Origin of the sequence: Thalassolituus pacificus (genome assembly GCF_025318105.1) — a bacterium.
In the GTDB taxonomy this organism is placed as follows: Bacteria; Pseudomonadota; Gammaproteobacteria; order Pseudomonadales; family Oceanobacteraceae; genus Venatoribacter; species Venatoribacter pacificus.
In genome coordinates this window covers 471,193-483,721 of sequence record NZ_JAOANI010000015.1, presented here as the reverse complement: position 1 = coordinate 483,721, position 12,529 = coordinate 471,193, and the positions used below count along the sequence as shown (strand labels likewise).

9 protein-coding genes are annotated in these 12,529 nt (G+C 53.6%); 7 read left to right on the top strand and 2 right to left on the bottom strand.

Annotated elements, in window-relative coordinates; genetic code table 11:
• Positions 1-5: 5 nt before the first annotated feature.
• Positions 6-1,646: a tetratricopeptide repeat-containing response regulator gene (locus tag NYR02_RS09355; RefSeq protein ID WP_260976097.1), complete on the top strand. Its 1,641-nt coding sequence runs from the start codon at positions 6-8 to the stop codon at positions 1,644-1,646.
• 16 nt (positions 1,647-1,662) lie between these two features.
• Complete coding sequence (locus NYR02_RS09350; protein ID WP_260976096.1) at positions 1,663-2,295, top strand: sensor histidine kinase; 633 nt, start codon at positions 1,663-1,665, stop codon at positions 2,293-2,295.
• Here NYR02_RS09350 and NYR02_RS09345 read toward each other — a convergent pair.
• On the bottom strand, positions 2,283-4,355 hold the full coding sequence (locus NYR02_RS09345; RefSeq protein ID WP_260976095.1) for a BCCT family transporter: 2,073 nt from the start codon (positions 4,353-4,355) through the stop codon (positions 2,283-2,285). The genes NYR02_RS09350 and NYR02_RS09345 overlap by 13 nt on opposite strands.
• A gap of 291 nt (positions 4,356-4,646) precedes the next feature.
• On the opposite strand from NYR02_RS09345, the gene glyQ reads away from it, so the two are divergent.
• The 3 genes from glyQ to NYR02_RS09330 all read left to right on the top strand — a co-directional run bounded on the left by glyQ (position 4,647) and on the right by NYR02_RS09330 (position 9,004).
• Positions 4,647-5,636 carry a glycine--tRNA ligase subunit alpha gene (gene glyQ / locus NYR02_RS09340; RefSeq protein ID WP_260976094.1) on the top strand — a complete coding sequence of 330 codons (990 nt, stop codon included), beginning with the start codon at positions 4,647-4,649 and terminating at the stop codon, positions 5,634-5,636.
• Positions 5,636-7,711, top strand: coding sequence for a glycine--tRNA ligase subunit beta (gene glyS, locus NYR02_RS09335; RefSeq protein ID WP_260976093.1), 2,076 nt, complete (start codon positions 5,636-5,638; stop codon positions 7,709-7,711). The genes glyQ and glyS overlap by 1 nt, the downstream gene beginning before the upstream one ends.
• 96 nt (positions 7,712-7,807) lie before the next feature.
• Positions 7,808-9,004 (top strand): hypothetical protein, encoded by a 1,197-nt coding sequence (locus tag NYR02_RS09330; RefSeq protein WP_260976092.1) that lies wholly within the window; start codon positions 7,808-7,810, stop codon positions 9,002-9,004.
• A gap of 77 nt (positions 9,005-9,081) precedes the next feature.
• Here the strand turns inward: NYR02_RS09330 and NYR02_RS09325 are convergent, their stop codons facing one another.
• Positions 9,082-10,770: a hypothetical protein gene (locus NYR02_RS09325; RefSeq protein ID WP_260976091.1), complete on the bottom strand. Its 1,689-nt coding sequence runs from the start codon at positions 10,768-10,770 to the stop codon at positions 9,082-9,084.
• Between the two features lie 242 nt (positions 10,771-11,012).
• Between NYR02_RS09325 and gmhB the strand changes: the two genes are divergently transcribed.
• Both gmhB and NYR02_RS09315 read left to right on the top strand, forming a co-directional pair.
• Positions 11,013-11,567, top strand: coding sequence for a D-glycero-beta-D-manno-heptose 1,7-bisphosphate 7-phosphatase (gmhB, locus tag NYR02_RS09320; RefSeq protein WP_260976090.1), 555 nt, complete (start codon positions 11,013-11,015; stop codon positions 11,565-11,567).
• A gap of 97 nt (positions 11,568-11,664) precedes the next feature.
• Complete coding sequence (locus NYR02_RS09315; protein WP_260976089.1) at positions 11,665-12,495, top strand: lysophospholipid acyltransferase family protein; 831 nt, start codon at positions 11,665-11,667, stop codon at positions 12,493-12,495.
• Positions 12,496-12,529 lie beyond the last annotated feature (34 nt).

The following is a 12,529-nucleotide window of genomic DNA, read 5'->3' as shown; positions in this document are numbered from 1 at the left end:
CTCATATGATTAATCTTGAACTCGCCCTCAAAGAAAAACGCATCCTCGTTGTAGATGATCTGGTAGAAGCCCGCAGCGCACTGAAAAAGATGATTACCATCCTTGGCGCGACGCAAATAGATACCGCCACTGACGGCCGTGAAGCCATGGAATTTATCATGGAGCGCGAATACGACATCGTGCTGTCCGACTACAACCTCGGCAAAGGCAAAGACGGCCAGCAGATTCTGGAAGAAGCGCGCTACTGCAACCGCCTGCGTTCAACCGCGTTGTTTATTCTGGTTACCGGTGAAAATGCCGTAGAAATGGTCATGGGCGCGCTCGAATATGAGCCCGACAATTACATCACCAAGCCCTTTACCCTGAATATGCTGCGTGAACGCCTGACCCGCATCCTCACCACCAAGCTGGAGTTACTGGAAGTCGATACTGCCATTGATCTGGGTGAAAACGATCGCGCCATAGATCTGGCCAACGCCGTGCTCGACAACAATCCTAAGCTGCTGATTCCTGTTACCCGCATTCTCGGCAAACTCTACATCCGCCAGAAGCGCTATAACGAAGCCATCAAAGTGTATTCCGAGCTGCTGAACAAGCGCTCGGTATCCTGGGCGCGCCTTGGCCAGGCCATCTGCATGCATTTTCTCGGTGATTCGCGCAGCGCCCTGGCGCTGCTCAAACAAACGCTGACGGCTCACCCTATGTATGTGCAGTGTTATGACTGGACCGCCACGATTCTGCTCAGTCTGGGTGATGCCAAAGGCGCGCAGAAACAATTGGAGAAGGCGGTAGAAATTTCCCCCAAAGCCGTGCTGCGCCAAATGGAGCTGGGCAAACTGGCGTACAGCAACGGCGATTTTCCGGTAGCGGAAGCCGCCTTTGAACAAGCCATCAAACTCGGTCGTCACTCCTGCTATAAAAACTCCAGAAACTATCTGCAGTTTGCCCATACCGTGCGCCACGAATTAAAACCCGGCGAACAAAGCCGCGAGCAGCGCGCACGGGTCGAAAAAGCCTTTAAGGCCATTGATGAGTTGCGCCAGGACTACGCCGGTCAGGACAGCATCATGTTCGAGACCAGCATCATTGAAGGCAAAACCTACAACGCGCTGAATGAAGAAGATAAAGCGCGCGCTTCAGCCCAGCGTGCCGAAGAGATTCTGCAGCGTATGAAAAATCCCAGCGATGAACAGCAACTGCAAATGACCGAAGCCTACATCGACACCGGTCAGCACGTGAAAGCCAAGCAACTGATACGCAAACTGCAGCAGCAGGGAATGGGCAGTCACGAACTCAACCAGTTGCAGGCGCTGGAAGAAAGCCTCAACCAAATGGTCATCCGTGATCACACTACAGCCCTCAATGCCCGTGGCGTGAGCCACTATGAAAAAAGTGAATTTAACGAAGCCATCGCCGCCTTCGATGAAGCCGCCTCTTATGAAGAAGCGGGCGTCAGCGTGCTGCTGAATGCTATCCAGGCCAAAATCAGCCTGATCGAAAATACCCAGGTAGACATCGGTCAGCTGAAAGATTGCTACCGTTATTTCCAGCGTATTGGCAAAATTGGCAGTAACGATGAACGTTATGAACGCTACGAGCGTCTGAAGGGCACGTTTATGCGCCTGAAACGGGCCGCAGGTCTTTAGGGCACAGGAAGTTTCCATGAAATTTGAACATCTGGTCGGTGCTGTCGTACACGATCTGAAAAATCAGCTGCAGGCACTGCTCGACTACGAGCAGGAAGCACTGGCGCGCATTCCCAAGCGCTATCACACGCACCTTGAACCGATTCTGCAGCGCACCAATCGCCTGAAAAACGACACCATGCAAATGGTGACCTTATTTCGTCTCGAACAAAAATCCCATTTCCCGATGGACGATGCCTGGCCACGCGACACCGCCGCCGATGCCATTGAAGCCACCAGCCTGCAATATCCGGGTATCCGTTTCTCCAACGATATCGGTGAAGACTGCCAGGGCTTTTATAACGAAACCCTGATTCATCTGGCGCTAATTACCTTAATCACCAACAGCGCTCAGGCCGGTGCCACACAAATCCGCCTGACCGCCGACGACAGTAATGGCCTCACCATCTGCGTCGACGATAATGGCCACGGCTTTGATGAAGCTGTGCTTGCCGGTGAAAAAGACACCACCAAAAACGAAGGTTCAGGCCTCGGCCTGTTCTTTGTTGAACTGATTGCCAGCCACCACAAACAAGGCGAAGAACACGGCAGCATACGCATCGCCAACCGCAAGGAAGGCGGTGCGTCGGTCAGCGTTCACTTACTCTGAACGGCCTCCGTGCTGGTGCTGAGCTCATCGTAACCCGCCGTCTCCCAGGGCAGGTGCCCGGGGGTGATGTGCAGGAAGTTCAGATAATTCTCAAACTGATCAAGCAAATCACGGATGACCTCCTGCTGATCACAGCCATACAGGTCATAACCCTGACTGCCGCGGCGCAGATACACCTCCGCACGGGCAAACTGCTCACCGGCTGCCGGGGTTTTATACGCCGGTAAAGGCTGCAGTGTGCGGCGGATATCGTAGATAAAGTCCACCTCGTCACCGCCCTGCACCTGCAACCAGACTCTGGCCTGCGCGGTATCGTGCCCAACCTCAGCCTGCCAGCCGTGCTGCGCCAGCTCTTTGCAGACCTGCTCCAGCGCCGGTACTGCGGTGGTGGCAATAAAGCCATCAACGCGTGTGGCATCCGGGAAATCCACCAGACCCGCCAGACGCCGACGCCACTGGCTCTGCTGCTGATGCGGGCGGGTGGACGCGCTTGAGTTCAGGCTCGAAGCACGGTGCCCTTCAATCACTAACGCCCGCCACAATCCCAACACGGCCAGCAACATGATGACGGCAAACGGCAGCGCACTGGCGATGGTCATGGTTTGCAGCGCACTCAGGCCACCGGCCAACAGCAAGACGGCGGCGATGGTTCCTTCCAGAAAAGCCCAGAAGATGCGCTGCCACAGCGGAGTTTCCAGCGCCCCGCCAGAGGCGAGGGAATCGACTACCAATGAGCCGGAATCCGATGAAGTTACAAAGAAGGTAATGATCAGACACACCGTAATCAGCGATAAGAACGACGACCAGGGTAAGTGATCATAGAGCTGAAACAGCGCCACGGCGTGGTCAGCCTGCACATCGGCAATCAGGGTATTGAGGCCTTCATTCATAATCAGATACAGCGCAGTATCGCCAAAAATCGAAAACCAGAGAAAGGTAAACAACGTCGGTACCGCCAGTACGCCAAAGACAAACTGCCGGATGGTGCGGCCACGACTGATTTTGGCAATAAACAAACCCACAAACGGTGCCCAGGCGATGGTCCAGCCGAAAATAAACAGCGTCCAGTTGCCAATCCAGTCACTGCGCGAATAAGCCTGCAGATTGAAGGTACGCGCCACCAGTCCGCTCAGATAATCGCCGGTGTTCTGCAGAAAGGTTTCCAGAATATGAATGCTCGGGCCAATGAAAAACACCACCACCATCAGGAAGATGGCCAGCGTCATATTCAGCATCGACAGGTTTTTAATGCCTTTATCCATCCCCGCTACCACCGAGGCCGTCGCCGCCAGCGTGATGGTGAAGATCGCAATCACCTGTACCGTGGTACTAACCGGCACCGCCGGCCAGAGGTAGTGAATGCCGGCATTAATCTGCGCCACCGATAACCCCAGTGTGGTCGCCAGACCAAACAACGTGCCGAGAATCGCAAACACATCCACGGTATGTCCCAGCGGCCCATAAATGCGCTCGCCAATTAACGGATACAACGCCGAACGGATCGACAACGGCAGGCCATGACGAAACGCAAAATAGGCCAGCACCAACCCAACCAGACCGTATATCGCCCAGATATGAACACCCCAGTGGAAATACGCAATCTGCATCGCCTGGCGCGCCGCCGGAATGGTTTCGGCCGCGCCCATCGGCGGTTGTGAATAATGCAGCACCGGTTCAGCCACGCCAAAAAACAACAGCGCAATGCCGTAGCCCGCCGAAAACAACATCGCGAACCAGGCCGGAAAGCTGTATTCCGGCTCGGCATGGTCGGGCCCGAGGCGGATATTGCCCCAGCCGGATATCGCCACCCCGACGATAAACAGCAGAAAAATCGCCACCGCCAGCATGTAAAACCAACCAAAGGTGCTGGTGATCCAGCTCAGTGCGCTGCTGAACACCTCACCGGCCAGTTGCGGATTGGCGATGGTGCCGATGATCAGCAACGCGGCAATAAGAACCGTAGGAATAAACACCGGCAGCAGCACGGTCGATTGCACCGCCTTATGTTCGGCCAGCGGCGATGGTTGTTGCTTGCGGACAGAGTCCGGTGAAGTGGTCATAAAGCCTCCATGTTATGCCAGAGCGGTTCAGGCCCTTTGCCCGCCAGCGCACGAAACACACGCAGAGCAACTCCGGAAATCCGCCCTGCCTGTGGCAGGACGATGCTTTTTTACCCTGACAAACCCCTCCGGCGATTACAACCCCCCGAACTTGCTGACCCCGCACGCTGCCCCTGTTCTCGGGGCGCATCGCTGCTATAATCCGGCGTCTTTTTATTTTGCGAACAGCATTCAGGGCCTGATTCACTTAGTCTGAACAAGCTCTGGCCGTGCCAACACAGGAATTCCACCGTGAGTCAGAGTCGCCACAACGTTAAAACCTTCCAGGGCCTGATTGCCGCCCTGCAGGAATACTGGTCCGAACAGGGCTGTGTGATTAACCAACCTCTGGATATGGAAGTGGGCGCCGGTACCTTTCACACCGCGACCTTCCTGCGCGCCATTGGCCCGGAAAACTGGAGCTCTGCTTACGTGCAGCCAAGCCGTCGTCCGACCGATGGCCGTTACGGCGAAAACCCAAACCGTCTGCAGCACTACTACCAGTTTCAGGTCGTGATGAAGCCGAATCCGGTGGATATTCAGGACAAATACCTCGAATCCCTGCGCGTAATGGGCATCGACACCCTGGTGCATGACGTCCGTTTTGTTGAAGACAACTGGGAATCGCCAACTCTGGGCGCCTGGGGTCTGGGTTGGGAAGTGTGGCTGAACGGTATGGAAGTGACTCAGTTCACCTACTTCCAGCAGGTTGGCGGCCTTGAGTGTTTCCCGGTAACCGGCGAAATCACCTACGGTCTTGAGCGTATTGCCATGTACCTGCAGGAAGTGGATTCGGTCTACGACCTGGTGTGGACCTACGGCCCGGACGGCACGCCCGTGACGTACGGCGATGTCTTCCACCAGAACGAAGTGGAGCAATCGGCTTACAACTTTGAACACGCCGATGTCGATTTCCTGTTCATCGCCTTTGACCAATACGAAAAAACCTGTGCGCGCCTGATCGAAGCCGGTCTGCCGCTGCCCGCTTACGAGCAGGTACTGAAAGCCTCACACACCTTTAACCTGCTGGATGCCCGTGGTGCCATCTCGGTCACCGAGCGTCAGGGGTATATCCTGCGCGTGCGCACCCTGGCCCGCTCCGTCGCTCAGGCGTACTTCAACAGCCGCGCCGAAAAAGGCTTCCCACTGGCAACCGAAGCCAACCGTGCCGACGTCCTCGCACGCTATCTGGCCGATAAAGAAAAAGCCGCTGCCAAAGCCGCCGCCCAGGAGAACAAATAATGAGTGCCTCTCAAATCGAAAGTCGGGATTTTCTGGTTGAACTGGGTACCGAAGAGCTGCCACCGAAGGCGCTGAAAACCCTGTCTGCCGCGTTCACCTCCGGCATCGAACAAGGTCTGAAAGACGCCGGTCTGAATTTTGGCGCCGTTGTCTCTTTCGCCGCACCACGCCGTCTGGCGGTGCGCATCGAAGCACTCGAAGCCCAGCAGGCAGACCAGGAAGAAATCCTCTACGGCCCGCCAGCCAATATCGCCTTTGACGCCGATGGTAAACCAACCAAAGCCGCCGAAGGTTTTGCCGCACGTGCCGGTGCAACCGCAGCCGATCTGCAGACCGGTGACAATGGCAAGCTGATGATTCAGCGCACCATCAAAGGCAAGCAAACCACCGAGCTGCTGGCCGCGATTGTGCAAAACAGCCTCGACAAGCTGCCGATTCCCAAGCGTATGCGCTGGGGTGCTTCGCGCGTTGAATTCGTGCGTCCGGTGCAATGGCTGGTGATGCTGTTCGGCTCTGACGTGGTCGACGGCGACGTGCTGGGGCTGAAGGCTGGCAATACTTCCCGTGGTCACCGCTTCCACGCACCGGGTGAAATCACCATCGCTAATCCGGCGGAATATCAGGACAAACTGCGTGCCGCTTATGTGATGGCCGACTTTGCTGAGCGCGCCGCGCTGATCAACGAACAGGTCGCTGCCAAAGGCAAAGAGCTGGGTGGCGAAGCCGTTATCGACGCCGACCTGCTGAACGAAGTGACCGCGCTGAACGAATGGCCGGTGGCACTGGCCGGTTCGTTTGACGAAGACTTCCTGCGCGTACCGCCGGAAGCGCTGGTGTCATCCATGAAAGAGCACCAGAAATACTTCCACGTGATGAAAGACGGCAAGCTGATGCCCAACTTCATCACCATCGCCAATATCGAATCGAAAGACCCGGCGCAGGTGATTTCCGGTAACGAAAAAGTGATCCGCCCGCGCCTGTCGGATGCGGCCTTCTTCTGGGACACCGACCGTAAACAGAAACTGGAAAGCCGTTTCGCCAAGCTGGAAAACGTGGTGTGGGTGAATGGCCTGGGCTCCATCGCCGATAAAGCCCGCCGTATCGGTAAGCTGGCCAGCCGTATCGCCGCAGTAACCGGTGCCGACAGTGCTCTGGTAGAGCGTGCCGCGCAGCTGTGCAAAAACGACCTGGTTTCCAGCATGGTGTACGAGTTTACCGACCTGCAGGGTCTGGCCGGTAAATACTACGCCGAGCACGATGGTGAACACGCCGATGTGGCCGCCGCCATGGTTGAGCAATATATGCCGGCCTTCGCCGGTGACGCGCTGCCGGCCACCCAAACCGGTACGCTGATTGCACTGGCTGATCGTCTCGACAGCCTGGTGGGCCTGTTTGGTATCGGCCAGATTCCGACCGGTTCCAAAGATCCATTCGCGTTGCGCCGTGCCTCACTGGGCGTGTTGCGTCTGCTGGTTGAAAAACAAATCAACATCGATCTGGGTGACCTGATCGACTGGACTATCGACAACAACTGGGTTGCCGCACCTAAAGCCGACACCAAAGCCACGCTGACCGAATACCTGCTGGATCGCTTCAGCGCCTGGTATGCCGACGAAGGTATTCCGGCGGGCGTATTCCAGTCAGTCCGTGCGCTGGGTATCACCAACGCGCTGGATATTAACCGCCGCGTACAGGCCGTTCACGCGTTCAATAAACTGGACGCTGCCGAAGCACTGGCTGCTGCCAACAAGCGTGTGTCGAATATTCTGGCGAAAAACGGTGGCGACAAAGTGGAGGCCAAAGTGGATTCTGCCCTGCTCGCACAGGCCGAAGAAAAAACATTGGCCGAACAGGTTGCTACCAAACAGCAGGCTGTTGAACCATTAATGGCACAGGGCGATTACAGTGCCGCGCTGACCGAGCTTGCCGGTCTGCGCGCGGCGGTTGATGCCTTCTTCGACAACGTGATGGTCATGGCCGACGACGAAGCTGTGAAAAACAACCGCCTCGCACTACTCAAGCAGCTGCAGGGATTGTTTATCGGTATCGCCGATATTTCGCTGTTGCAGGGTTAATTAATTTATTAATTGATCTGCGTAACAGTTTTAAAAAGCAGCCTGAATTAGGCTGCCTTTTCTTATTCACGACCCTTCTATTTCAAAGGATGAAATATGTTAAAACACACTGCACTTTTTTCTGCTATTGCTCTGCTGGCTGCCTGTGGTGGCGGATCGGGTGGATCTGACAACACTAATGGTTCATCCGATCAGGTCAAAATCGCCCTGGGTACAACTCCCGTTAACGGTGTTTTTATGAAAAAAACAGACGGTTCATGGGAAAAACTTGGTTCTGATATCAAGACACTGGATATCGCTAAAAATACTCCGGTTGAAATTGCGACCTGGTGTATCGATGACCAACAAAATACCGCAATATTTGTCGACGTTCTGAGTGCAGGCGCTGACTACACCATTGACCATAGCTGGTACTGCGAAGATAAAACAGCCAACAATTCAGAAGTAACTTTTTCATCGTCTAATCCGGATATTGACATCGTACAAGCGAGACTGACCTATGTGGACGAAATCTCACCTTCTTCAGGTTGGGCAACATTAGAAGGTTCCACTGGTGAGAGAACATTTATAGCAACCGGCTACGATGAAACAAATGATAAGGCCTATTTTTATAAAAAATCCGGCTTAGAACTAAAAGCTGGTGACTCATTTACTATCGATTTTCTTGATACGACTCTTTCCCAAGAAGTCGAGATGAAAACTGCACCAACCGGTGCGACCGGGTTTGATTTTAATCTTGACTACACCATGAGTGATGAAACATGGGAGTTACCACTATCTATTTATATGGCTGAAGGTTCCAAATATATTGAAGTCCCAGCCAGCTTCCGCGTAAGTGGAGATTATTATCGAACCAACTGGCAATTTGGTGATGACTCTTCTCTCGATGCTTATACGTCTGAACCCAGTTTGACGCAAAATTTACTGACTTCGGCACCTGAAGAACTTGATATTAACGACCTTAACGTATCACAAGATAAAACTACTATATCGATTTCTTTTTCAATAGATAACCCTGAGTTGCCATTACAATCATTTAGCTTAGAGTTTGATGATTTTGGCAATACGGATGTTGGATCGGATAGTATGATGCGGTATTTTATTGATGGAGCTTTAATGGAAGGCGGAAATTTAAGTATTAATCTCGTAAATCCATCCGACTTACCGGATAGCTCTCTGAATTACCCACACCCTAAGCTTGATAACGCTGTCTATAGCACCGCTAAATTTGGCACTAAAGAAATTGGGAAATATTACCTTCGTATTAAATCTAACGACAACTTCAATAACTGAGATAGTTTACCTATTTAATAAAAATCCCGGCTCAATCAGCCGGGCTTTTTATTTTCGTCCACCGAAATTAATCCGGCTTAATCAGCCTTCACCCCACGGCGTATTTCTTTAAAGTTAATCCGCTCCAGCGCCGGATCATCGCTGTTTTCCTGCCACTGCATCCATTGAGTTAATGAAATAGACAGCTGCAAGGAATAGTCGAGTGAAATCCAGTTCTTACGACCACTGGCATAATCCGGTACACCATTGCCCATCACGTTAACCGGCCCGTTATCGGTTTCAACGGTCATATTAAAAGGTGCGGCAGCCGGTACATTGGCAAAATAAATACTGTCGATATTGGCAAAGCTGACACCATTATTCACCGTTGCTTTGCTGCCACTGCGGTCGACACCAACTAACGGATTTTCAGGATCAGGGGTTACGCATTCTTTGGTGATACCTGAAAACTGTGACAGCAGCGGCGGCGTATCAAAATTGCTGTCCGGTACCGATGCACTGCCATGACACGACATGCACGAGCTGTTGGCATTATCGGCCGGGCCGTTCAGTCGATAATTACAGCCTAAATGTCCCATATGCTGCATCGGGTTGGCGCCGCCGTATTTATTCAGTTCATTCACGGTATCCCAGAAGATCACCTCTTCCATAAAACCGTTCTTTTTCACATCCAGCGGATAATTATGAGCCAGCTTGCCAGCCGGTGGCGTATCGTTACCCCACATCACACCCAACAGACTAATGCGCAGCCACGGATCGGCTTCTTTGGCTTTACGCTGACCGTCGGCAACAAAGGTGCCGAATACCCATTGTGTGCCCGGCGCACGGCTGTCTTTTACTGCAAAATCAAACTGCAGCAGGCGCACGTCGTTCCACTCTGTTGTGCTGCGCGGACACTGCTGGCTTTCTTCAATCAGCGTGCACTCATTGCCCTGCGCAGGTGTGCATTTACAGAATGACGGATCGGAGATATTGGCATTCCAGGCGGGCTGATTCGCCAGTACCGGTAACTGTTCCGGAGTGGAGGTATTGAACAGTGGTTTACCAACCACCGCACCTTCATCAAAGCTCACATCGTTAGCCGGAATTTTCGCGGTGCCATCCGCCTGCCAGACAGTGCCTAACGTATAAGCAGCCGTTGCATTAAAGAAGCCAACCGCCCACATAGTGGTATCGATTACACCTTGTGGCGTGGAAAAGGTAACCGGTGCTTCGCGAGTCAGGCCATGGGTAAATTCGCGGCCACTCATCGCATCGTAAGTCTGGAAAGGAATGCTGTACCACGGACGCACGCTGTTGTTACACACATCCCAGTCTTCGATCCCGGGACGGTTAACGTTGCCTTCCTGGATGTAATTCATCACCAGCCAGCTGTAGTCATACGCCAGCTGTTTTTTTGTTGCCGCAGGAGTCGCGCTGTTAAAAAGCGCATCAAAACGTGCATCACGCCACGGCTGTGCCGCACGGTCATCAACCGGCTGACGCGGATACTTGTCGGATATGCGGAACACCGGCCCCTGCCAGTCGACAGGCGGCACGTTGCTGATTTCCTGACCTTTCCACATATTGCTGAATTTGGCCGCCGGGTCCTGCCAGTAGCTCGGGTAAGTACCGCTGCAGGTGCCGCTGGTCATGCTCGCGGATGCGGCATCAGGAGCTTGCGCTGCAACCACATCAGTTTGTGCTTTTTCACCGCAGGCACTGAGTAACAGCCCGAGGCTAAGCAGTGAGATTCCGGCAATGCGCCGGCGAAATGAACTTTCCATAGTGATATTCCTTTTGCTGAGAAATCAGTTTTTGCTGAAGGATCAGGCCAACCGAGCGTATCATTTGCCATTATCGGCAGGCATCATTGCCCGCCAGACTCAGGCAGAGTTATCAGCCGAAAAGCATGACTGGCACTAACTGACATATTTTTAATTCAGCGCTGCACCTGGTTAACCCCGTTGACGGTTATGTCGTCCACATCTCTCCGGCACGACACCGGCATTACAGAAGAGACTGCCCCATGAAACTCATCATTCTCGATCGCGATGGCGTACTGAACGAAGACTCCGACGACTTTGTAAAATCCGTCGATGAATGGCTACCGATTAACGGCAGTGCCGACGCCGTTGGCCGTTTATGCAAAGCCGGTTACACCATCGCTGTTGCGACCAATCAAAGTGGCCTGGCACGGGGACATTTCAGTCTTGCCGACCTGGAAGCGATGCACGCTAAAATGAACGCGCTGGCCGCTGCCGAAGGTGGATCGTTTGCCCATATCGCCTTCTGCCCTCACGGCCCGGATGATGGCTGTGACTGCCGCAAACCCCTGCCCGGCCTGATTCATCAGATTGAAAAAGCCTTAGGCACATCGGCAGAAGGTTGCTGGATGGTGGGCGATTCCATCCGCGATTTAGAAGCTGGTGTCGCAGCAGGCTGCAAACCCGCACTGGTACGCACCGGTAAAGGCGAGAAAAGCATCGCCAAACTCGCCGCAGCCGGACTGAGCCAGGCGCAGGTGTTTGATAACCTCGCTGCTTTTGCCGATGTAGTGCTGCAACAGCCCACAGATGTTTGATTGGGAAAAAGTCCGAGGAATTCAGGTAACAAGAGAACCCCGGCTAAAGTGGTATAAATAACGCCCCATTATAAAAAGCGCAGAGCACGGTATCTCTATGGCCGCACGTCCTGATACAGCTGGCATGGATGCCAGTGCAACAACTCACCGCTTATGGCTGGCTCAGCTGCGCAGCCTTATTTTTTATGGCTGGCTGGCCGTGCTCACCTTTGCCTGGTTTATTCCCAGCTTTGTTATTGGCATCTTCCTGCCGCTGAAGGCGCGTAACTATTTCATCATGGTGTTTTACTGCCACATTGTGGTCTGGTCGGCGCGGCTGATCTGCGGAGTTAAATGGCAGGTGGAAGGCCGGGAGAATATTCCCACCGATGGCCGTGGCTATGTACTGCTGAGCAAACACCAAAGCACCTGGGAAACCTTTTTTATTCCCACCATCATTGCACCGCATGTACAGGTGGTTAAACGCGAGCTGCTTTATCTGCCGTTCTTTGGCTGGGCGCTGAAGATGATTCATCCGATATTTATCGACCGCACTCATAAAACCAATGCGCTGAAGCAGGTACTGAACCAGGGGGCCGACCGTCTGAACAGCGGCATTCATGTATTGGTTTTCCCCGAAGGTACAAGGGTGTCGCCGGGTAAGCGCAAAGCCTTTTCCAAAGGCGGTGCTATGCTCGCCACCAAAAGCAAAGCGCCAGTAATTGCCATTGCCCACAACTCCGGCGAACACTGGCCAAATGACAACTGGGTAAAACGCCCAGGCACCATTAACCTGATGATCAGCCCGGTGATGGAAACGACCGGTCTCAGTACTGCGCAACTGAGCGAGCTGAGTGAAAGCTGGATTAACAACCGGGTCGATGAAATTTCAGCCCGGCCGTTTGACGGTGAAATGGTCGATGCCGACAGCAGTGGTAAACGTTTCTGAACAATAAAAGGCAGACTGGCTGTAAGTGCCCGCC

Bases quoted from the DNA above. Each gene is read 5' to 3' on its own strand.
- NYR02_RS09355 (WP_260976097.1), top strand. From the start codon at position 6: ATGATTAATCTTGAACTCGCCCTCAAAGAAAAACGCATCCTCGTTGTA.
- NYR02_RS09350 (WP_260976096.1), top strand. From the start codon at position 1,663: ATGAAATTTGAACATCTGGTCGGTGCTGTCGTACACGATCTGAAAAAT.
- NYR02_RS09345 (WP_260976095.1), bottom strand. From the start codon at position 4,355: ATGACCACTTCACCGGACTCTGTCCGCAAGCAACAACCATCGCCGCTG.
- glyS (WP_260976093.1), top strand. From the start codon at position 5,636: ATGAGTGCCTCTCAAATCGAAAGTCGGGATTTTCTGGTTGAACTGGGT.
- NYR02_RS09330 (WP_260976092.1), top strand. From the start codon at position 7,808: ATGTTAAAACACACTGCACTTTTTTCTGCTATTGCTCTGCTGGCTGCC.
- NYR02_RS09325 (WP_260976091.1), bottom strand. From the start codon at position 10,770: ATGGAAAGTTCATTTCGCCGGCGCATTGCCGGAATCTCACTGCTTAGC.
- gmhB (WP_260976090.1), top strand. From the start codon at position 11,013: ATGAAACTCATCATTCTCGATCGCGATGGCGTACTGAACGAAGACTCC.
- NYR02_RS09315 (WP_260976089.1), top strand. From the start codon at position 11,665: ATGGCCGCACGTCCTGATACAGCTGGCATGGATGCCAGTGCAACAACT.